At 71.9% G+C, this 20,971-nt stretch carries 19 protein-coding genes; 3 read left to right on the forward strand and 16 right to left on the reverse strand.

From position 1 onward, the window contains the following. Positions 1-158 precede the first annotated feature (158 nt). Together aroQ and aroB are read right to left on the reverse strand one after the other, a co-directional pair. Positions 159-599, reverse strand: coding sequence for a type II 3-dehydroquinate dehydratase (gene aroQ, locus OIE53_RS12400; RefSeq protein ID WP_327026751.1), 441 nt, complete (start codon positions 597-599; stop codon positions 159-161). Further along, positions 596-1,690, reverse strand: a complete 1,095-nt coding sequence (gene aroB, locus OIE53_RS12405; protein ID WP_327026752.1) for a 3-dehydroquinate synthase — start codon at positions 1,688-1,690, stop codon at positions 596-598. Before aroB ends, aroQ begins: the two co-directional genes overlap by 4 nt. A 131-nt stretch (positions 1,691-1,821) precedes the next feature. Here aroB and OIE53_RS12410 point away from each other — a divergent pair, with 131 nt between their 5' ends. Beyond that, positions 1,822-2,364, forward strand: coding sequence for a DUF2243 domain-containing protein (locus OIE53_RS12410; protein WP_327026753.1), 543 nt, complete (start codon positions 1,822-1,824; stop codon positions 2,362-2,364). Next, entirely contained in the window at positions 2,361-3,146 is a 786-nt protein-coding gene (locus tag OIE53_RS12415; RefSeq protein ID WP_327026754.1) for a cytochrome c oxidase assembly protein, read from the forward strand. The genes OIE53_RS12410 and OIE53_RS12415 overlap by 4 nt, the downstream gene beginning before the upstream one ends. Here OIE53_RS12415 and OIE53_RS12420 read toward each other — a convergent pair. From OIE53_RS12420 to OIE53_RS12485, 14 genes are all read right to left on the reverse strand, one after another. Then, entirely contained in the window at positions 3,139-3,651 is a 513-nt protein-coding gene (locus OIE53_RS12420; RefSeq protein ID WP_327026755.1) for a shikimate kinase, read from the reverse strand. The two genes, OIE53_RS12415 and OIE53_RS12420, sit on opposite strands and share 8 nt — an antisense overlap. Continuing rightward, the gene (gene aroC, locus OIE53_RS12425) at positions 3,648-4,826 is read right to left on the reverse strand and encodes a chorismate synthase (protein ID WP_327026756.1); all 1,179 of its coding nucleotides are present in this window, start codon (positions 4,824-4,826) and stop codon (positions 3,648-3,650) included. Before aroC ends, OIE53_RS12420 begins: the two co-directional genes overlap by 4 nt. A gap of 138 nt (positions 4,827-4,964) precedes the next feature. After that, entirely contained in the window at positions 4,965-5,618 is a 654-nt protein-coding gene (locus OIE53_RS12430; RefSeq protein WP_327026757.1) for a class I SAM-dependent methyltransferase, read from the reverse strand. Positions 5,619-5,653: 35 nt separating this feature from the next. Then, positions 5,654-6,574: a glycosyltransferase family 2 protein gene (locus tag OIE53_RS12435; protein WP_327026758.1), complete on the reverse strand. Its 921-nt coding sequence runs from the start codon at positions 6,572-6,574 to the stop codon at positions 5,654-5,656. Next, a complete protein-coding gene (locus tag OIE53_RS12440) occupies positions 6,571-7,248 on the reverse strand; it encodes a glycosyltransferase (protein WP_393339930.1) in 678 nt (225 codons plus the stop codon). The genes OIE53_RS12435 and OIE53_RS12440 overlap by 4 nt, the downstream gene beginning before the upstream one ends. Beyond that, on the reverse strand, positions 7,245-7,724 hold the full coding sequence (locus OIE53_RS12445; protein ID WP_327026759.1) for a UDP-N-acetylglucosamine--LPS N-acetylglucosamine transferase: 480 nt from the start codon (positions 7,722-7,724) through the stop codon (positions 7,245-7,247). Before OIE53_RS12445 ends, OIE53_RS12440 begins: the two co-directional genes overlap by 4 nt. Positions 7,725-7,795: 71 nt before the next feature. Next, on the reverse strand, positions 7,796-9,043 hold the full coding sequence (locus OIE53_RS12450; protein ID WP_327026760.1) for a hypothetical protein: 1,248 nt from the start codon (positions 9,041-9,043) through the stop codon (positions 7,796-7,798). Positions 9,044-9,080: 37 nt separating this feature from the next. Beyond that, positions 9,081-9,983 (reverse strand): sulfotransferase domain-containing protein, encoded by a 903-nt coding sequence (locus tag OIE53_RS12455; RefSeq protein WP_327026761.1) that lies wholly within the window; start codon positions 9,981-9,983, stop codon positions 9,081-9,083. Between the two features lie 7 nt (positions 9,984-9,990). After that, positions 9,991-11,589 carry a lipopolysaccharide biosynthesis protein gene (locus OIE53_RS12460; RefSeq protein WP_327026762.1) on the reverse strand — a complete coding sequence of 533 codons (1,599 nt, stop codon included), beginning with the start codon at positions 11,587-11,589 and terminating at the stop codon, positions 9,991-9,993. A gap of 67 nt (positions 11,590-11,656) precedes the next feature. Then, positions 11,657-13,000: an O-antigen ligase family protein gene (locus OIE53_RS12465; RefSeq protein WP_393340161.1), complete on the reverse strand. Its 1,344-nt coding sequence runs from the start codon at positions 12,998-13,000 to the stop codon at positions 11,657-11,659. Positions 13,001-13,009: 9 nt separating this feature from the next. Continuing rightward, on the reverse strand, positions 13,010-14,605 hold the full coding sequence (locus OIE53_RS12470) for a lipopolysaccharide biosynthesis protein (protein WP_327026763.1): 1,596 nt from the start codon (positions 14,603-14,605) through the stop codon (positions 13,010-13,012). Positions 14,606-14,754: 149 nt separating this feature from the next. Beyond that, positions 14,755-16,677 (reverse strand): hypothetical protein, encoded by a 1,923-nt coding sequence (locus OIE53_RS12475; RefSeq protein WP_327026764.1) that lies wholly within the window; start codon positions 16,675-16,677, stop codon positions 14,755-14,757. Between the two features lie 227 nt (positions 16,678-16,904). Further along, a complete protein-coding gene (locus OIE53_RS12480; RefSeq protein ID WP_327026765.1) occupies positions 16,905-18,617 on the reverse strand; it encodes a glycosyl hydrolase in 1,713 nt (570 codons plus the stop codon). A gap of 192 nt (positions 18,618-18,809) precedes the next feature. After that, on the reverse strand, positions 18,810-19,643 hold the full coding sequence (locus OIE53_RS12485) for a shikimate dehydrogenase (RefSeq protein ID WP_327026766.1): 834 nt from the start codon (positions 19,641-19,643) through the stop codon (positions 18,810-18,812). A gap of 45 nt (positions 19,644-19,688) precedes the next feature. On the opposite strand from OIE53_RS12485, the gene OIE53_RS12490 reads away from it, so the two are divergent. Beyond that, positions 19,689-20,945, forward strand: a complete 1,257-nt coding sequence (locus OIE53_RS12490; protein ID WP_327026767.1) for an endo-1,4-beta-xylanase — start codon at positions 19,689-19,691, stop codon at positions 20,943-20,945. Positions 20,946-20,971 lie beyond the last annotated feature (26 nt).

The raw sequence follows: 20,971 nt of genomic DNA on the forward strand, positions 1-20,971 counted from the left end.
GCCGTTGCGTCCGTTGAAGCAGAGCAAAGGAGGCGGGGGCAGTCGGGAGGGGAGGCCAGGATCTCACTCAGCGCGACGAAAGCGGAGGGTAGTCGCGGTGTCCAGCCTCTCCGCGGCTGAGCGGGACGCGTCGACCCAGCGGGATGACCAGCAGGACCTCAGCCGTTCTGGTCGCGGCGGTAGGCCAGGTGGTGCAGGGCCAGGCGGTAGCCGTCCACACCGAGCCCGCAGATCACCCCGGTCGCCACCGCCGAGACGACGGAGTGGTGCCGGAACTGCTCCCGGGCGTGGATGTTGGACAGGTGCACCTCCACCAGCGGCCCCCGGAGCATGGCGCAGGCGTCCCGTACCGCGATGGAGTAGTGCGACCAGGCCGCCGGGTTGAGCACCACGGCGGCACCCTCGTCCGCGGCCGCGTGCAGCCAGCCGAGCAGTTCATGCTCGGCGTCGGTCTGCCGTACGACGACCTCCAAGCCCAGCTTCCGCCCGGTCGACTCGCAGAGCTGCACCAGGTCGGCGTAGCTGGTCGCCCCGTAGACCTCTACCTGGCGGGTGCCCAGGCGGCCCAGGTTGGGTCCGTTGAACACGTACACCTTCATGCCGAGCCACCTTCCGGTGCCGACACCGCAGCGTAGGCGGCTCGCAGCAGGTCGTCGTCGGGCCCCTCCAGCAGCGCCGGTCGGGCCAGGCCGTCGAGCACCACGAACCGTAGCAGGTTGCCGCGGGCCTTCTTGTCGACCCGCATGGTCTCCAGCAGGCGGGGCCAGGCCTCGGCCGCGTACCGGGTGGGCAGGTCGAGCGCGGTCAGCACCGCGCGGTGCCGGGCGGCGGTGTCCGGGTCCAGTCGGCCGGCGAGGCGGGCCAGTTCGGCGGCGTAGATCAGGCCGACCGAGACGGCGTGACCGTGCCGCCAGCGGTACCCCTCGACCTTCTCGATCGCGTGGGCCAGGGTGTGCCCGTAGTTGAGCACCTCGCGTACGCCGGACTCGCGCAGGTCTCCCCCGACCACCTCGGCCTTGACCCGGATGGCCCGCTCAATCAGCTCCCGGGTCGCCGGGCCGGTGGGGTCGACCGCCCCGGCCGGGTCCCGCTCGACCAGGTCCAGGATGGCCGGGTCGGCGATGAAGCCGCACTTGACCACCTCGGCCAGGCCGGCGGCCAGGTCCGCCGGTGGCAGGGTGTCCAGGGTGCTGAGGTCGGCCAACACCCCCACCGGGGGGTGGAAGGCGCCGACCAGGTTCTTGCCGGCCGTGGTGTTGATGCCGGTCTTGCCGCCCACCGCCGCGTCGACCATGCCGAGCAGGGAGGTGGCCACCGGCACCCACCGCACCCCGCGCAGCCAGCAGGCGGCCACGAAGCCGGCCAGGTCGGTGACCGCGCCGCCGCCCACCCCGACAACCGCGTCGGTACGGGTGAAACCGGCCGCACCCAGCCGGTCCCAGCAGGCCGCCGCGACATCGACATGTTTGCCGGCCTCGGCGTCGGGCACCTCGATCGGCAGCGGTGTCAGGCCGGCGGCACCCAGCCGGTCGGAGATCGCATCGGCCAACTCCTTCAGTGGCGGGGCGTGCAGCACCGCCACCCGGGTGGCGTCGGGCAGCAGACCGGGCAGCGTGTCGAGCAGGCCACGGCCGACCAGCACGTCGTACGGCTGCTCGCCGCCGACCGGGATCCGGGTCACCTTGTCCATCGCCGGGAGCCTAGCCCACCGATGACCGCCTCGACCGGATCCGTCCGGGGGTGCCCGAGGTGTGGAACGCAGGTTTACCGCTGCCCGCTCGGGGCAGGGCAGCAGCATCGCAGACCACCAGGGAGACGCCCATGACCGAGCGAACGATCGACGGGGCCGACATCCGGCTGCCGGCCGCCATCCTCGGCGTCGGGCTCGGCGGCTTCGTCGACGGCATCCTGCTGCATCAGGTGCTCCAGTGGCATCACCTGCTCAGCAACACCGGTGCCGACAACATCGGGATCCGCGAGTACCCGGTGGACACCGTGGCCGGGTTGCAGATGAACACCCTGTGGGACGGGCTCTTCCACGTGGTCACCTGGGTGGCGGTGCTGACCGGCCTGGCGATGCTCTATGCCCGGGTGACCCGGTCCCGAGGACGGCTGTGGCGCTCGCCGATGTTGTGGGGCTGGGCGCTGCTCGGGTGGGGACTGTTCAACCTGGTCGAGGGCGTCGTCAACCATCACCTGCTGGCCATCCACCACGTCCGCCCCGGGTCGCATCGACTGTGGTGGGACCTGGGTTTCCTCGCCCTGGGGGTGGTGCTGATCGTGGTCGGCCTGCTGGTGCAGCGCCGGGCCACCGCGGTGGACCTCTGCGACGAGGATTCGTCGACCGTACGTCGGCACCGATGAGCCTGGCGCACACCGCCCAGCACCCCACGACGGTCGGCCCGGCGCTGCTCGTACCCCTGGTGGTGGGGTGGTGTTATCTGGCTGCCGCGTTGCGGCAGCGCGAACCGGACCGGGCCGGTTGGAGTCACTGGCGTACGGCGGCCTTCGCCGCCGGGTGCGCCCTGCTCGCCACCGCCCTGCTGCTGCCGACGAACGGGTTCGCCGCACACATGTGGCAGCACCTGCTGCTCGGCATGCTCGCCCCGTTGGGTCTGGTGCTCGGCGCCCCCGGCACCCTGCTGTTGCGTACGGTCGACCGGCGGTTCGGGCGGGCGGCGCTGCGGGCGCTGAGACATCCGGTGGCGCGGACTCTTCTGCACCCGGTCACCGGGCTGCTGCTCACCGCCGGTGGGCTGTGGCTGCTGTACCTGACTCCCCTGTACCGGGCCACTTTCAGCAGCTCTGCGCTGCACGACCTGGTCAACCTGCACTTCCTGCTCAGCGGGTTGCTGTTCACCTGGTCGATCGCCGGTCCGGAGCCCTACCGGCACCGGGCCCGCGTACCGGTGCGGCTGGTGGTGCTCGGCGCCGCGATCGTCGCGCACGCCAGCCTGGCCCAGCTGTTGTACGCGGGACTACTGGTCGATGTACCCGCTTCGCCCGATCAGCTACGCGCCGGTGCGGCGGTGATGTACTACGGCGGGGACCTGGCCGAGATCCTGCTGGCCCTGGCCCTGTTGGCCAGTTGGCGCCCCCAGCCGCGCCGGGTGCCGACACCGGCCGCCGCGTCAGCGGCTACTTGAGCAGGGGGAGGATCTCGGCGGCGACCTCGGCGGGGGTACGACCGTCGGTCACCACGGTCTCGGTCGCCACCTCGGCGTAGAGGGGGCGACGCTGCTCCAGCAGGTACTTCAGGGTGGCCCGTGGGTTGATCGCCAGCAACGGACGCCCGACACCCAGACCCACCCGCTTCACCGCGTCGGTCAACTCCACCGACAGGTGCACCACCCGGTGCCCGATCAGCGCGGCGCGGGTCTGCTCGTCCAGCACCGCCCCTCCGCCGAGGGCCAGCACCCCCGCGCAGGAGGCCAGGGCCGCGGCCACGGCCGCCCGTTCCAGGGCCCGGAAGTGCTCCTCGCCCTCGTCGACGAAGATCTCCGGGATCGGCTTGCCGGCCTGGCGTTCGATGTCGGTGTCGGTGTCGCGGAACTCCACCCCCAACTCGGCGGCGAGGAGCTGCCCGACGGTGGTCTTGCCGGAGCCGGGGGCGCCGACCAGCACGCAGACCGGACGGGTCGAACCGGTCACCGGATCACCAGCGCGTCCAGGTAGCCGGCCAGGTTACGGCGCATCTCGGCGATCGAGTCACCGCCGAACTTCTCCACCGCCGCCTCGGCCAGCACCAGGGCCACCATCGCCTCGGCGACGACGGCGGCGGCCGGTACCGCGCAGACGTCGGAACGCTGGTTGATCGCGGTGGCCGGCTCACCGGTGGTGATGTCCACCGTGGCCAGGGCCCGGTTCAGGGAGGAGATCGGCTTCATCGCGGCCTTGACCCGCAACGGCTCGCCGGTGGTGATACCGCCCTCCAGGCCACCGGCCCGGTCAGTGACCCGGCGTACCCCGGTGGCGGTGTTGATGATCTCGTCGTGGGCCTCGGAGCCGCGTGAGCGGGCCTGCTGCCAGCCGTCGCCGATCTCCACACCCTTGATCGCCTGGATCGACATCAGGGCGGTGGCCAGCCTGGCGTCGAGCTTGCGGTCCCACTGCACGTGGCTGCCCAGGCCGGGCGGCACACCGTAGGCCAGCACCTCGACCACCCCACCCAGGGTGTCCGCGGCCTTCTTGGCGGCGTCGACCTCGGCGACCATCCGGGCGCTGGCCTCCGGATCGAGGCAGCGCAGGGGGTCGGCGTCGATGCGCTCGGCGTCCTCCGGTCGGGGGCGCAGCCCCGCCTTGACGCTCACCGGGCCCAGCTCCACGACGTGCGAGACGATCTCCACGTCGAGGGCCTGCCGCAGCAGCGCCTTGGCCACCGTGCCGACGGCCACCCGGGCGGCGGTCTCCCGCGCGCTGGCCCGCTCCAGGATCGGCCGGGCGTCCGTGTGGCCGTACTTCTGCATGCCGGCCAGGTCGGCGTGGCCCGGCCGGGGTCGGGTCAGCGGGGCGTTGCGGGCCTGGCTGGCCAGTTCCTCGGCATCGACCGGGTCGGCGGCCATCACGGTGCGCCACTTGGGCCATTCGGAGTTGCCGACCCGGATGGCGACCGGGCTGCCCAGGGTCACCCCGTGTCGCAGGCCGCCGATCACCTCGACCTCGTCCTGCTCGAAGGCCATCCGTGCCCCCCGGCCGTAGCCGAGCCGGCGGCGGGCCAGTTCCCCGGCGATCTCGGTGGTGGTCACCTCGATCCCGGCCGGCACCCCCTCCAGCAACGCGACGAGGGCGGGTCCGTGTGATTCCCCTGCGGTAAGCCAGCGCAACACAGCCATGAGTGTGTCACGCCCGGTGTCCGCGGCCTCGCACGGTCCCGCCCTACGGACTCACCGTCCCGGACCTGGGGGTACGCCGAGGTCACAGGGGCGGCACCGGCGCCACACCCGCGTGCGGCGCCAGTGCGGGCGCTACCTGCGGATCGCGATGATCGACTTGGTCAGGCCCAGGAGGCGTTCGGCGCGGATGGTGGCGTCCGGGAACAGGTACCGCATCTCCGCCCGGCCGATCAGCTCCGTGGTGAGCACCTGCCGCATCGCCGCGTCGTAGGACTTGCCGGGGGTGTACGCCAGCGGCCATTTGCGGGCCACGAGGGCCCGGGCCGGTACCGGCAGGAACTGCATGCCGGGGGCCACCCAGTGCGGCTCCACCGGAAAGTACCGGTAGGGGGTCTGCACCCAGTAGGCCGGGGCCATCTCCCGGATCGCCTCCGCCATTCGGCGACGACGTTCGTGGCCCCCGACGTGCTCCAGCACACTGTTGCTGAAGACCAGGTCGTACCGGCGGCTGAGGATCTCCTTCGGCAGCTCGCAGGCATCGGCGTGATCGGCCTCGGCCCAGTCGGGCAACTGCGCCGGCAGGGGCTCCAGGTTGACGACATGGACCCGGGCCGGGCGGACCGGCACCTTGGTCCAGCTCTCCACCCGTCCGCCGAGGTCCAGGACGCTCATCTCGGCGAGGTCGGGGAAGGTCTGCGACAACCAGGCGGCCCGTTGGGCACGTCGTCGTGCCCCGTAGGAGTTGGGTGAGTCGACCAGACGGAATCTGAGCGAGTGAAGTGCCATCGACTGATCCTTCGGTAGGGGTGAAGGTGGAATGGTCAGATGCCTCGGCCGCGCTTGTGCAGGGTGCGCAGGACGGCGTCGGCCCGGACCACCCGGCCGGCCACCGCCAGCGCCAGGTACGCCCGCGGCTCACGCGGATTGCGGCGGATGGTCTGCCGGGCCCAGCGCAGGGCCCCCCGAGGATCCCCGGAGGCGGCTCGGGCGAAGGCGATCTGCCCGGTGACCCGGGCCTGTCCCGCCGGCTGGGTGGCGAACTCGGGATAGCGGTCCAGCAGCCACTGCAACGCCTCGGAGATGGTGTCCCAGCGCTGGGCGAAGTACGACCGCTTGTGCCAGCGCACCAGCACGTACGGGGTGCGCAGGTTGACCAGCGGGGCGCTGCGGGCGGCCCGCAGCAGGAACTCGTAGTCCTCGGCGTAGCTGCCCGGGATCTCCTCGTCGACCAGCCCGAACCCGTCGCGCAGGGCCGCCGCCCGGATCAGGAAGGTCGAGGGGTGCAGTTCGGTCATCCGGTCCCGCAGCAGGTCGGCCAGGCTGATCGAGTCGCGTTCCAATACCCGCTCGACGGTGTGCCCGTCGTAGCTGACCCGGATGCCGCAGCTGACGAACTCCGCCCCGGGCACCGCGTTCAGGGCCTCGACCTGGGCCGCCAGCTTGCCCGGCAGCCACTCGTCGTCGTCGTCGCAGAAGGCGATCAGGTCCCCGGTGGCGGCCATGGTGCCGGAGTTACGGGCCCCGGCCAGTCCCGGGGTGCGGGTGTTGGTCACCACCCGGACCGGCCGGTCCGGGGCGGACAACTCGGCCAGGGCGGGGTCCGGCTCGGACTGGTCGTACACCACGACGGTCTCGACCTGCCCCGGATAGTCCTGCCCGACGATGGCCCGTACCGCCGCCCGGAGCAGTTCGGGACGGTCCCGGGTGGGGACGACGGCGGTGACGCTCGGGTACGCGGTCATTGCTTGTGCCTTCCGTTCGGGCCGGGCCCGCGCCACGGCCGCCATCGGGGCCGGTGACGCCGCTGCGCGGCCTCGGCCACCAACTCCTCGACGATCACGCCCACCCGGCGTACCGCGGCGCGTTGCGCCTCGGCCGCCTCGGCGTCCACCGTCACCGCGAACCGGCCCGGGTCGGCCAGCCCGGCGGTCAGCGCCGCCAGCAGTTCCTGCCGGGACTCGCAGAGCGCCACCAGGCCGGCCGCGCCGAGGCGGCGGGCGAACAGCTGCTGGTGGTTGTCGACATGCTCACCGAGGCTCGGGTCCCGGGGCACCACGATCGGCAGGTGTCCGTGCCGACGGGCCTCCAGGATGGTCGCCGGGCCGCCGTGGCAGACCACCAGGTCGGCCCCGGCCATCGCGGTCTGCAACTCGGCGTGCCCCAGGAAGGGCACCGCGTCCGGCAGGCCCTCGACCCGGGTGTGGCCGTGCTGCACGGTCAGCACCACCTCGTCGGCGACCTCCGCGTACCACTCCCGCAGCCAGCCGACCAGCCGGTCGAAGGGATGCTTGTCGGTGCCGACCGCCACCAGCAGCTGGGCCCGGCCGACCCGGCCACCCTCGCGTGGGGCCGGGATGTGCACCTCGGCCCGGTCCCCGCCGAACTGCTCCTCCGTGTGGGTCGCCTCGCCGCTCACAGCAGGGTCCCCACGACGGTGGCCTCCGGGTACTGGCGGCGCTGCTCCTCCCACTGCACGAGCATCTTCGACAGGAAGGGCCGACACAGCCGGGCGGTCAGGGTCGGGGTGTCGATCCGGTCGTAGACCTCGATGTAGACCGTCGGGATCCGGCGGAGCCGGGCCAGCACGACGAAGGGCAGGGCCACCCCGGCCCCGGTGGTCACCACGGCGGCGATCCGCCGTCGGCGCAGCACCCGGGCCGCCAGCAGGGTGTTGCGCAGCAGGTTGCGCACGTTGCGGGTGGTCGGATGGTAGGCCGGGATCAGGTCCTCCCCGGCCAGCAGGGACACCGCCTCCGGGGTGTCGAAGGTCACCCAGCAGCGTTGCCAGGTCTCGTACCAGGGTTTCAGGGCGAGCAGTTGGGCCAGATGCCCACCGCTCGACCCGACCAGCAGCAACTGTGACCGCTGCCGGTCGTTGTCGAAGTTGTCCACGCGACTCCCCACAAGTCCGCTGTGCCTGCACCGGGTCGGGTCGCACTCCCAGCGGTGGCCCGACTCCTCTCTCACTGTCGTTTCTCGACGACGTCCAGCAGCGCCGGATGCAACGCCGGATTCCAGCCGGCCCCGGCGTCGGCCAGACGCCAGGTACGCAGCCACATCTCCACCAGGTAGGCGTCGGCGACCAGACCGCGGCGGGCCGGGTCCAGACCCAGCCGGTCGCCGTACCGGTCCAGCCATCGGCGTACCTGCTCGGCCGCGGTCGCGGCCGGTTCCCCCCGCAACACCAGGGAGCGCTGGAAGGCGTCGTGGGCCAGGTCGAACCCGACCGGTACGTCCGGCCCGCTGTGCTCCCAGTCCCAGGCGACCAGCCCACCGGCGTGCCGACCGAGATTCCACGGCACCCAGTCGCCGTGCCAGTGGCCGAACTCGACGGCCACCTCCCCGTGCCGGCGGGCCAGGTCGGCCACGGCCGCCACCGCCCGCCCCCCGGTGGCCGGGTCCTTCTCGGCCGCCCGCTGGGCCTGCGCGGTCAACCGGGCCAGGAAGGCGGAGCCGGCCAGGGGGCGGGCCGGTGCCGGCGTCCGGCCCCGGCGGGCCACCGCCAGCAGGGCCGCCAGCTCCGGTTCGGCCTCGACCGGCATTCCGCGTACCCCGGCGGGCAGCGGCTCGACCAGGGCTACCGCCTGTCCGGCCCAGTTGGTCTCGGCCAGCAGCCGGGGGGTACCCGGATGCCCGGCGACGCCGGCCACCTCGGCCACCTCGCGCAAGGCCGCCGCCTCGGCGGTGACCAGGGCCCGGGTGGCCTCGTTCCAGCCGATCTTGGCGTAGCCGCGCGGGGTGCCGGCGTGGTCGAACAGTTGCAGGGTCGGCTTGTGGTTGGGGTCCGGGGGACGCACCCCGCAGGCCGCGTACGCCCGGGGGCCGCCCAACTCGGCGGCCAGCCGCTCGGCGAGCAGCACCTCAGCCGGGTCCAGGGCGGCCGGCACGGCGACGGTCAGCACCGGAAAGGGCGCCCGGGCCAGCATCCCGGAGCGGGCCGCCATGCCCAGGGCCGCCCGCACGGCCCGCACCTTGGCCGGCCGCAACGCGTTGTACGCCAGCAGCGCCGCCGCCGTGGCCCGGGAGGAGCCCAGCGGCAGCAGGAACCGGGCCCGGTCCACCGAGGGGACGACCGCGTAGCGGGCCACCACGGTGTGCCCGGCCGGAGCCGGGGCGTCCACCGCCAGGGCTATCCGCTCGTCACCGAAGACGGCCCGGGTGACCCACCCCAGTCCGTCCTCGCGGCTCCGCAGGTCTGCCGCGGCGGTCACCGCAGGGCCCCGGGGCGGTGCCCGGCACCGATCGGCCTCACGAGACCTGGTCCGGCCAGTCCAGGTGCAGCCCCAGTCGCTGCCGCAACGCCTCGTTGTACGGGCGGTAGTACTCCGTCAGCTCGGCGCGTAGCGCCGGTTCCAGGGGTGCCGAACGCCGATCGTTGTAGACCTTGAAGTCGGGCAGGTCGTACGCCGGCAGCCCGAGGAAGTCCAGGGTGCGCCGGTAGGTGGCCCGGGCGTCGCGGTACAGGTCCTCGCTGGGCAGGAAGAGCAGTTGTCCCCGGTCGAAGTGGGTGAGCCAGGGCTCCAGGTGCTCCAGGTAGCGGCCCCGGGCCCGGTAGGTGTACCAGTCGTAGGGCTCACTGAAGTACTCCGGCTCGGCGATCAGCCGCTCCCGCTCCCCCGCCGTACGCTCTTCTTCGGCGGCCAGGGCGGCGGCGAAGTCCAACGGCTCCACCCCGTTGGTCCGCCGCTCCTTCCAGTGCGAGTACGCCCGCTCCACCGGATCGCGCAGCAACACGATCAGCTTCACCTGGGGCATCAGCGCGGCCACCCGCTGCGCGGCCAGCGGATGGAACATGTACAGCGGGGCGGCCTCACCCACCCGCACCGGACCACCGTGGCGGCTCTCCAGCGCCTCCCGGTGCCGCTGGGTCGGAAAGTGCGACCGGTACCAGGCCTCGCCCCGGCCCCAGTTCTCCTCGAAGTAGTGCGAGGACTTGGTGTTCCAGGCCGGGAAGAGGCGCGGCACCAGGGGATGCTGGATGAGGTAGTTCCACAGCGAGGTCGTACCGCCCCGCTTGGTGCCGATGATGAGGAAATCCGGCAGCGGCCGACGGTCGCTGGTGCGTACCCCGTAGTCGACGAGGCCCTCCCGCACCCGGCTCGTCACCTGGGTGGGCACCAACTGCTTCACCCGGTCGCGGATGGACGCCACGACGATGTCACCTGCCTTTCGAGGGTCGCGCCGAGGCGCTGGGCGCCCCGCCACGGATCTGCACCATGGTCGCCCGGATGCCGGCGCGCACCCGAGGCAACGTCAGCAAGCCGACGCAACCGGCGGCCAGCACCGCCAGGGCCACCGCCAGGCCGGCGATGCCCCGGCCGCCGACCAGCACGCCCAGGGTCGCGGCGGCGCCCACCCCGCCGGCGGTGATCAGTGCGGCCCGCACCATGCCCCGGTCGGCCAGGGGCTGGCCGACGACCAGCCGGGCGAAGGTCACCGCCGTCAGGTTCTCCGTGACGATGCCGGCGGCCCAGGCCCAGGCCGCCCCGGTGGCCCCGTGGGCGGGGATCAGCAGCAGGCCCAGGGAGACCGTGACCGTCAGACCGGCCACGGTGGCCACCAGGTGCAGCCCGCTACGCCCGCTCATCAACAACAGGCTCTGCACATTGCCCACGCCGGTGTTGACGAGCATGGCCAGCGCGAGCACGGTCATCGCGGTGGCGCCACCGGCGAACCCGGACCCGAACAGGGCCAGGAAGCCCGCGCCGAAGACCGCCAGCAGCAGGTACACCGGCCAGGACAGCACCAGGGCCCAGGTGGTCAACTGCCGGTGCAGGGCGGCGGCCGCGTCGTGGCGGTCCTGGCCGAACAGCCGGGACAGTTGTGGCGCCACCGCCACCCGCAGCCCCTGCATGGCGAGTTGACCGGCCAGGATGTAGCGGCTGACCGCGCCGAAGATGCCGGCCTCGGCCGCACCGGCGAGCATGGTGGTCAGCAGCACCCCGACCCAGACCGCGCCCGCGTCGATCGCCGCCGAGGCGGCCCGGGGCAGGGCGAACCGCCAGAAGGAGCCCCACTCCTCGGGCCGGGCCCGCAGCCGGGCCCCCCGGCCCAGTCCCAGCGGGCCGGCGACCAGCAGGAAGGTCACCAGCAGGGCGATCAGCGCCGGCACCGCCCAGCCGGTCAGGCCGGCCAGCAGGCCACCCCCGGCCAGCAGCACGGCCGCAGCGATCAGCAGGGGTCGGGCGGTGGGCAGCAGCACCGACTGCACCGCCACGTACGCTCGCATCGGCCGTACGCTGCGCAGCACCGCGAACAGCAGGGTCATCACCACGACCACCGGTACGGCGGCGAAACTGACCCGCAGCAGGTCGCCGCCCTCGGCGCCCGCGCCGTCCAGCAGTCGGCGGGCCAGCGGCTCGGCGGCGAGGATCCCCAGGGTGGCCACCGCCAGGGCGGCCGTCAGGGGCGGGATCAGCGCCACCGGCAGCATCTGGGCGGCGTCTCCCTGCGGACCGAGCCGACGCCGGGGCAGGCTCCAGATCAGTCCGGTCTCCGCGCCGAGCACGCACAACGCGGCCGCCACGGTCACCACCCCGATCGCGGCGAAGAAGACCCCGGACCCCTCCGTGCCGTAGCCGCGGGTGATGACGACCACCAGCACGAAGCCCATCAGCCCGTTGACGGCGGCACCGAACAGCCCGGCGGCGCCACTGCGGGCGCCCCGGCGGGCCTCGCTGGCGTCGCGGTCCGCGGCCGCCTGGGCCGGTTCGCCGGTGCCGGCCGGCTGGGGGGCCGGGTGCACGGGAATGCTCATGAGGGCCTTCCGCTGGACTGGATGGGGCCCGGCGGGACCACCGCGCCGCACCTGACGACCGGCTCGCTCATGCCACCGCCTCCGGCGCCGCCGACGGCTGGGGCAGGGCCGGGCCGGAGGGTCGGGCCTCCCGTTCCACCAGGGCCATGGTGAGGGCGATGGCGAAGAAGGCCACCGCGAGGTTCGGGCTGGCCATGCCGTAGAACGGCATCTGCACCAGACACACCACCGGAATCACCGCCAGCCACTGCCCGGCCGCCGACCGGGCCCGGGCGCAGAGCACCGCCGCGAGCACGAACCACCCCAAAAAGAACAACAACGCCGGTACGCCGTGACAGAACAGCACCATCCACAGTTGACCCTGGGTGCCCACCGGAACGGGGGCGCTGATCGTGTCGACCGTGGCCGGTGACCCGTAGCCGAGCCAGGGTGACTCCGCCACCCGCCGCAGCACCTCCCCGTAGAGGGCGAACCGGTCGCTGTTGGTGTCGCTGGACTCGACCCGGTTGTCGATCATCTCGGTGACCGGGATGAACAGGGTGGCCAGTCCACCGATGAGCAGCACACCGACCACGGAGGCGCCGACCCGGACGTTGCCGCGCCGGGCGGCCCGCAGCCCGAGCACCAGCAGACCCGCCCCTAGGCTGACGAACATCGTCCGGTTGAGGGTGAAGAAGGCCGGGGCCAGCGACAGCGGCAGGGAGACGATCAACGCCCAGCGCAGCAGGCCGTGCCGACGGAGCATGACGAAGGCCACCACGCAGGGCAGGGTCATCGCGTACGCGCTGCCGTAGTTGTTGGTGTACGGGAACGGCGCCGAGGGCCGGAAGATGGGATTCAGTGCGCGGGGACTGAACTCGCTGGCCCGGACCCGTACCAGGTCCTGGATGTAGGGGTTGCCGGAGACGCCACCGGGCAGCAGCATCTCCATCGGTGTGCTGAGGCTGAACCGGGGCGCCAGCACCCCCAACCAGCCGAGCAGGACCAACCCGAACCAGAACAGGCAGATCGGCACCAGCAGGGCGGCCAGGTCGATGCCCTGCCGCGCCACCGCGTACACGTAGACCCCCACCACCAGGGCGGTCACGTAGAAGCCCAGCCGCAGACCGAAGGCGAGCAACGAGCCGACCGAGGTCAGTTGGGTGGCACTGACCACGACCAGCGCCAGGAACAACAACCACACCCCGGTGGCCGGCGGCAGGGGCACCCGACCCCGCACCAGCAGCAGGGCCAGCAGCACCGCGCCCAGCAGGGACCAGCCCAGATAGAAGGCTCCGGCCGCCCACCAGACCGGCACCAGCCCGAACATCACCACCAGGGGCCACACCGGCAGCCGGGGCAGCATCGGGGCGGCCAGCCGGGCCACCGGTCGCTCGCCGGCCGGCTCCTCGACCGACGGCGGGCTGAGGATGGGCACCGCTCACCCCCGGCCGCTGCGGGTCAGCACGAATCCCAGCGGGGCCACTCCGGCGGCCCGCAGTCGCTCCGCCAGACGGCGCAGATCGTCCTGCTTCGTCCGGTCCTGCTCGACCACCACGACCGCGGTGCCCTGCCGGGCGGCGGCCACGCCACGCTCGTCTGCCTCGGCCGGGGGGGCGTTGAACAGCACCAGCCCCTTGGCGGCCCGCTGTCGCCAGGTGCCGAAGCGGACCCCACCGCCGCCCACCGGCACCTCGTCGGGGTGCTCGGCCACCGGACTCTTCGCGGTCACCGGGCCACCGCTCATCCGGGGCAGCATCATGGTCGCCTCCGGGTCGGTGCCGGGCCGGGCCGGGTTGGGATGCGGGGAGGGACGGCGTACCGCGATCTGCTCGGTGATGTCGTCGATGGGGCCGGTGCCGTCCGGGCGGGGCTTGGGGATGGTGGGTCGGGCCTGGTTGACCGCGGCCGGCAGCCGACCCCGGTCCGTCATCACGGTCGCCCGCAACCGGTCCAGCCGGCCGCTGTCGTCGGCCACGTAGACCTCCCGGCCGGTGGCCGCCAGGGCCACCGCCAGACCGGCGGTGAGGGTGGTCTGATCCTCCCGGGTCGTCAGCAGGGCCACCCGGGCCGGTTCGCGGACCCGCTCCGCGATGGCCATCGCCACATAGCGGATGTCGGCGTCCACCGGTCGGCGCCGGCCGAACAGCCCCTGCCCCCGTACCGTGCCCAGCAGCGGCAGGCCGGTGGCGTCCCGCCCGTCGTCGACCGAACGGATCCGCCGGTCCATGGACTCCCAGACGAAGGCCAGCACGACACCGAACAGCAGCCCACCCAGCAGCCCCGCCGCCAGGTAGAGCGGACCCCGCCCACCGGCGGAGACCAGGGCCTTCTCCGCGGTCTGGGTCACCCAGCCCGGATTGACGTCGACCGCGGCGATCTCGGTACGGGCCGAGCTGAGCTGGGTCAACTGGTTGTTCACGCCGGCGAGCTCGGCGACGGCCGCGTCCCGGGCCCCGTCGCGGGCGTTGGCCACCCGCTTCTGCAGGGCGGTCTGCTGGGCGGCGACCTTCTCGATGCTCTCGTCGTAGGAACGCAGCATCTCCTCGCGCTGCCGTTCGTACATCGCCCGGCGCACTTCCAGGTATGACTGGGCGGCCAGGTTGGCACTGGACACCGCCGCCTCGGGGGAGTTCGCGGTGAAGGTGAAACGCAGGATCTGCCCCCCGGCGGGTACCTCCACCTCCAGGGCGTTGCGCACCTCACGGGGATGCAGGTCACCCGCGTCGGCCAGCCGCTGGACCACCTCCGTGCCGGTGGCGATGCCGCTCTCCACGTTCATGTTCACCGCCCGGTCGGCCGCCGCCCCGCTGGGGGTGAAGGCGTCCGTGACCACCGGACGGACCGCTACCACCGCGCTCGCACTGACCGCGCCCGGCACCAGCAGGACGTACCCGAGCGCCGCCAGCAGGCCCAGCACCGCCACCGCGGCCACCAGCCGGATCCGGTGCAGCGGAACCCGCAACATATCGGTCAGTGTGACCGTACGAGCCGCAACCGTACCGCCGGACCAACCGCCGGGCTGTGCATCAGTCATGAACGCCACCGTCGCTACGTTGTCGAAAAGGAGCATCGCGGGTGCAGCGGCCCGCGAGACAGCTCCGCCCGACGCTCGGGCCGGCGACGGAATCCGCCGCCGGCCCGACCTGAACAAGTTACCGACCTTCTGCTACAACGGGTACACCCCTACTGCACCGCGAAGAACATTCGGGGGATCGACCAGGACAGCCCGTCCGCAGTCGTGGCCAGCACCGTGATGTTCGCACCGTTGACCGCGGGCGCGGCCGTCGGGTCGAACGGCACGCTGCGCAGACTGCCGTCGGTGTGACCGTACACGATCTTGCCGTCGACCCAGGCCAGCCCCCGCACCGCCGACCAGGTCACGCCCGTGGTCGGCAGGCTGAACTCGGTGGCGCCCAGGTAGTTGCCGTCCACCTCGAAGTACCGGTAGTAGAGCCCGTTGGCCCCGGTACGGGTGTAGTAGAGGCGACCGTCGAGGAAGAAGGCGCCGGTCAGGTTCGCCGGGTTGTACCAGTCGTTGAAACCGGAGGCCTCCCACGGGACCCCGACATTGCCGCCGTTGAACATCGAGATGTCGATCCGGCTGCCGGTGGGGCTGCCGGGGACGGTCCGCGACCAGTAGATCCGGTCCCCCAGACCCCAGGTCGCGCCGGCACCGGTGTAGTTGGGCTGGCTGACCGTGGTCGGGGTGCCGACGGTGGTGCCGTCGAACGGCACCCGCTGCAACTCGCCCGCGGTGACACCCAGGTACAGGTTGCCGGAGCTGGCCGCCGACGGGTTCCGCGGAGTGATCGTCCGACCACCGGCGATCGGGAACATGCCCAGTCGACCGTGGTACTCGTTGGCCATGCCGTCGGAGTTGTGCCCGAAGTACAGACCGGTGCTGCCCCGCCAGATCACCGGCACCTGCGAGCCCCAGTTGCTGGCCCCTGAAGGCAGGGCGTTGCCGCCCCGGCGACCGGGGTTCCAGTTGACCGGCATGCCGGTGGCCGGGGTGACCGCGCCGATACCCAGCCGGTCGACCGCACCGGCGCCGGCCCGGTCGCTGGCGTTGGGGTTGTTCAGCCAGCGGAAGTGCCCGCCCAGGTAGATGATGTTGTCGGCCACCTCGACCGAGGTGATGGTGTCGTTTCCGGTGTAGTTGACCCAGGTGCCCACCTGGTTGGGTCCCCGGTTGGCGGTCTCGAACCGGACCAGAGCGTCGCAGTAGGCGGCCGGCCAGCCGGTGCCACCGTTGGTGCCGACGACGAACCAGCTGCCGTCCCCACCGAAGCGCAGGTCCTGTACGTAGTGCACGAAGGTGGTCGGCGCCCCGCACGGCGACACGAACCTCTCCGTGCTCCAGTCGATGACGCTGGGGGTGCCGGTCAGGTCGATCAGCACCATCTGGTTGCGGGGCAGGTCGTCGACGAACATGAAGTTGCCGCCGACGGCCAGGGTGCTGCCGTCCGGGGTGATGTCGATGGTCCAGGCGTACGAACTGGTGCCGTGCCGACCGACCGTGGCGTTGACGTTGAAGGTCGGGTCGATCGCACCGGTGCTGGCGTTGATCCGGGCGATGCCGGAGTGCGCCGTGCCGTTGATCCAGTTGAAGGCACCGGCCAGGTAGAGGTCGTTGCCGTGCAGCACCATGTCGCGGATCATGCCGCCGTCGGAACGGCCGACCCAGCTGGCGATGGTCTCGCCGGTGGCCGGGTCCAGGGCGACCAGGTTCCGACGCGACACCCCGTTGACGTTCTTGAAGGTCCCACCGACGATCAGCGTGCCGCCCGGCCCGGCGATCAGGGAGTTGACCGCGCCGTCCAGGTCCGGCACGAAGGTGGCGTTGATGGTGCCGGTGCTGCGGTTGTAGGAGAACAGGTAACGCTGGGTGATCCAGGGAGAACTGGCGGTCTGCCGGATCTGGGTGAAGTTGCCACCCACGAACACGTCGTCGCCCACCTCGGCGAAGGCGCGGGCCTCACCGTCACGGGCGTGCGGGGTCTGGTCTACCGGATTCGTCGACACCAGGGTGCCGGTTTCCGGTACGGGCAGTACGGCCGCTTCGGCCGCCTTCGGCACGGCCAGTACGGCCGCGAGAGTTACCAACGCTACGGCTCCGACCCGTGCTCTACGGCTACGGGTGGGATGCCGCTGGAAGGAGATTGTGGGCACGCTTCGCCTCCAGGGTGGACGGGATAGCGCCGGTAGCCTCTCGCGTCCACCCAGCAGGGCGACATCCGCCGATTGGGCGGTCGGTGCATCGGTTGTCGGACAGTAGCGACGCGAGGGGCTTCAGCAGCCACCGAGTGTCGCAAACGGCTGTCCGGTCGCGGTCAGCGGCTCCCTCCCGTGGGCTGCCGGAGGTAGCTGTCCCGCCCGGCGGCGGTGAATCCGGCCAGCGATGCCGCGTCGTGATTCATCGTCATGTTGCAGGTCTTGGTCGTGGTCGTCACGCCGGGCGAATTGAAGTAGATCGCTGCCTTGATCTTGGGGTGGGCCTTCAACGCCGCCGGGAACTCCTCGAACCACCGCCGCTTGGCATTCGGATCCGCCGCGTCGAAGTTCGTACCGAACTCGGCCAGCATCCGCGGCTTGCCCGCGCCGATGCCCTTCTCGTCCAGCCAGCGGTAGAAGGATCCGATGGTGGTGCTCGGGCTCTTCCAGACCGTGCTGCCGTTGCAGACGTGGAAGTTGTACGGGTCCCAGGCCACCCAGTCGACATACCGGTCACCGGGGTAGAGCCCGGGGTACCGGTCGTAGTGCCCGGACCAGCCCATCATCGTCCACACCCAGACCGCGTTGCGTACGCCGGCCGCGCCGAACCGGTCGTGCACGTACCGCCAGGCCTTGACGAAGTCGGCGTCGCTGCCCTTGGCCGGCTCGTCCTCCGGCTCGTGGTCGAAGCCGATGAAGACCGGCTGCCCGACCGCCCGGATCCGCCCGGCGACCGCGTCGATGGTCTCGTCGTACCGGCCGCTGTACACGTCCTTCCAGGTCAACACCGTGCCCTGGGAGAACACCCGGCTCTCCCAGGCGAAGAACATCAGCCGACCCTCACGCATCTGCTGCTGCTGGTACGTGTCCGGGAAGGCGCCGTTGCTGCCGTTGTTGGAGAAGTCGTGGTACCGGTGCACGATGTCGAACTTGCGACCCACCTGGGCCTCGACATCGGTGATGGCCCTACCGTGGTCCCAGGTCTGGGGGTTGGTCGGTGAGTACATCCCCCACCAGGCCCCACAGGAGGGCACCAGCTTCTCCGAGACCTGTCCACACTTGCCGGAGTCGGCCGGGGGTCGGGTGGTGCTCGGAGCCGACGGGGTGGGACTCGGCGCCCGGCTGGGCGACACGCTGGGCGAGGCGCTCGGCGCGACCGTGGCCGTGGGTGCCGGGGTGGCCGGCAGGGTGGCGCTCGGCGGCGCCGACGGCGGACGGGCGGCCAGGTCGTAGGTCACCACCAGGTTGGGCCGCAGATCCGCGTTGCGGTTCTCGGCCGAGGCCCAGTAGATGCGGGTGTCCCACCCGGCCTGGGCCAGCGACAACGTCCAGATGCCGTTACCGGTGACCAGCCCGGAGACGTCCCACTCGTTGAAGCCCTTGCCCACCCCGGTCAGGGTGTCCAGGACCGTACCCGCCCGCTGCGGCGCGGGCCGCTGCGCGGTGGCGTCCAGATTCGAGGCGTGTGCGGTCACCGTGGCCTTGAAGGCCTGCCAGGTGTGCACCCGCAGGGTCGCCCGGACGTTTGTGGCGTTCTTCGGCAGGGAGGTGACCATGAAGGCGAGCACGGCCTCCCGGCCACCACGGGTGTTCCCGTCGCAGCGGGCCGGGCAGGTCGCCAGGGTCGTCTTGACACTGTTGTCCCCGTCCTGCACCACCGAGGTGGCCGTGGTGTCGGCGACCACCGGGATGGACAGGTTGTCGTCGGCCAGCAGGGGCACCATGGTCGCGGTGAGTCCGAGCACGACCGTGACGCCGAGGGCACCTAGGACAACGGCCTTGCGCCGAGGACCGGGGTGCCGGATGAGCCGATGCAGTCCACGCCTGGTCACGAAGAACTCCTTGCGTCTGCGGCGGTAACGCTGAGCAGCGTATCGGTGTACACCACAGAGCATGGGCATGACAGGGGGACCTAAGCGCGTCTTAACCCTTACCTAAGACTCCACCCAGGAAGGTGCTTCCGCTGCGTGATCACCTTCAATTTCGGGGGACCGGACCGGGCCACACCGCGCCCCCGGTCCGGTTCAGGAATGGTCCGCGCGGACGGCGGCCAGGGCGGCGGCCATCGCCGCCCGCGGGGCCGGCACCCCGGTGAAGTGCTCGAACTGGCCGATCGCCTGTGCCAGCAACAGATCCAGACCGGAGACGATGCGGCAGCCGGCGGCGGCGGCCGAGGCGGCCAGTGGGGTGGGCCAGGGATCGTAGATGGCGTCGAAGAGGACCGTGGTGGGACGCCAGGCCACCGTGTCGGCCAACTCGTCGGCGGCCCCCTTGGGCACAGTGGAGATCCACACCTCGGCGTCCGTCAGGGTCGCCGCCTGCGACCAGGGCGCGGCCGTCAGGGCCAGACCCAGGGTGTGCGCCACCGGTGCCAGTTCGGCCACCGCCTCCGGCCGGCGGGCGACCAGGGTGACCCCGGCCGCCCGCAACCGGGCCGCCGCCGCCAGGGCCGCCCGGGCGGTGCCACCGGCCCCCAGCACGGTGACCGTGGCACCGGGACTCACCCCCGCCTCGGTCAACACCTCGACCATGCCGGTGACGTCGGTGTTGTCGGCGTACCAGGAACCGTCGGGTCGGCGTACCAACGTGTTGGCCGCGCCGACGGCGGCGGCGGCCGGCGAGGCCTCGGCGGCCACCGCGAGCGCCGCCTCCTTGCCGGGCATGGTGACCGACAACCCGGCCCACTCCGGGCCCAGGCCCGCGACCAGATCCGCCAGCTGGGCCGCCGAACACTCGATCCGGGTGTACGACCACCCGTCGAGCCCGACGGCGGCGTAGCCGGCATTGTGGATCACCGGGGAGAGCGAGTGCGCGATCGGCTTGCCCACCACCGCCGCCTTGTGCACCGAGACCGCCAACGAGGCTCCTCCACCGCAGGGACGACTGTCACCTAACATCCAACAATGTCCGACAGCAGACTGCGACACCGCACCGGAAAGACCACACTTACCGTGCGCGGGCCGGATCGGCGGGTGCTCGCCGATCAGGTCGTGACGGTCGAGCAGCGGCGGCACGCCTTCGCCTTCGGCAACATCGGTTTCGACTTCGTCGACCTGGTCGGCGGTCCCGGCCCCGAGATCGCCCAGCCCTTCGGCGGCACGGATTCCTCGGATCTCGACCGGCTCGGCGACCTGTGGCTGCACCTCTTCAACACCGCCACGCTGCCGTTCTACTGGGGTAGTTACGAGCCACGACGCGGCGCACCCGACACCGAGCGGCTGACCAGGACCGCCCGCTGGCTGGCCGGTCACGGCGTGACGGTCAAGGGCCACCCGCTGGTCTGGCACACCGTGCAGCCGCCGTGGCTGCTCGGCCTCGACCTCGACGAGGTCGAGGCGCTGCAACGGGCCCGGATCCGCGACCTGGTCGGTGGGTTCGCCGGTCTGATCGACACCTGGGACGCGATCAACGAGGCGGTCATCATGCCCGTCTTCGGCAACGGGGACAACGCCATCACTGACCTGGCCCGGGCCCGGGGCCGGATCCACATGGTGCGGATGGCGTTCGAGGAGGCCCGTGCGGCCAACCCGGCGGCGACCCTGGTGCTCAACGACTTCGACCTCAGCTCGGCCTACGAGTGCCTGATCGAGGGCGTCCTCGAAGCCGGCGTCCGCCTCGACGCGATCGGCCTGCAGACCCACATGCACCAGGGGTACCGGGGCGAGGAGTACACGCACGAGATGCTCGACCGGTTCGCCCGCTACGGCCTGCCGCTGCACCTGACCGAGACCACGCTGGTCTCCGGCCACCTCATGCCGCCGGAGATCGAGGACCTGAACGACTACCAGATCCCGCAGTGGCCGAGCACCCCCGAAGGCGAGGCCCGGCAGGCCGAGGAGATCGTCCGGCACTACCGGTCCCTGCTCGCCCACCCCGCCGTGCAGGCGGTCAACTACTGGGGACTCACCGACCGGGGCGCGTGGTTGGGTGCCCCCGCCGGCCTCGTTCGTTCCGACGGCAGCCGCAAGCCGTCGTACGACGCCCTCGAAGCCCTGATCAAGGGCGAGTGGTGGCTACCCCCGACCCCGATGCGCACCGACCCGGACGGCATGATCACCGTCGCCGGCTTCCTCGGCGACTACACCGTCTCGGCTGGTGAGCGCACCACGCACTTCACCATCGACGCGTCCGACACCACTGCCACGATCGACCTGGCCTGACCACCGCCACGCCGTGCGGAGGCCGG

Source organism: Micromonospora sp. NBC_01739 (genome assembly GCF_035920385.1).
Lineage (GTDB): Bacteria > Actinomycetota > Actinomycetes > Mycobacteriales > Micromonosporaceae > Micromonospora.

Bases quoted from the DNA above. Each gene is read 5' to 3' on its own strand.
- OIE53_RS12430 (WP_327026757.1), bottom strand. From the start codon at position 5,618: ATGGCACTTCACTCGCTCAGATTCCGTCTGGTCGACTCACCCAACTCC.
- aroQ (WP_327026751.1), bottom strand. From the start codon at position 599: ATGAAGGTGTACGTGTTCAACGGACCCAACCTGGGCCGCCTGGGCACC.
- OIE53_RS12470 (WP_327026763.1), bottom strand. From the start codon at position 14,605: ATGACTGATGCACAGCCCGGCGGTTGGTCCGGCGGTACGGTTGCGGCT.
- OIE53_RS12415 (WP_327026754.1), top strand. From the start codon at position 2,361: ATGAGCCTGGCGCACACCGCCCAGCACCCCACGACGGTCGGCCCGGCG.
- OIE53_RS12490 (WP_327026767.1), top strand. From the start codon at position 19,689: ATGTCCGACAGCAGACTGCGACACCGCACCGGAAAGACCACACTTACC.
- OIE53_RS12410 (WP_327026753.1), top strand. From the start codon at position 1,822: ATGACCGAGCGAACGATCGACGGGGCCGACATCCGGCTGCCGGCCGCC.
- OIE53_RS12435 (WP_327026758.1), bottom strand. From the start codon at position 6,574: ATGACCGCGTACCCGAGCGTCACCGCCGTCGTCCCCACCCGGGACCGT.
- aroB (WP_327026752.1), bottom strand. From the start codon at position 1,690: ATGGACAAGGTGACCCGGATCCCGGTCGGCGGCGAGCAGCCGTACGAC.
- OIE53_RS12460 (WP_327026762.1), bottom strand. From the start codon at position 11,589: ATGAGCATTCCCGTGCACCCGGCCCCCCAGCCGGCCGGCACCGGCGAA.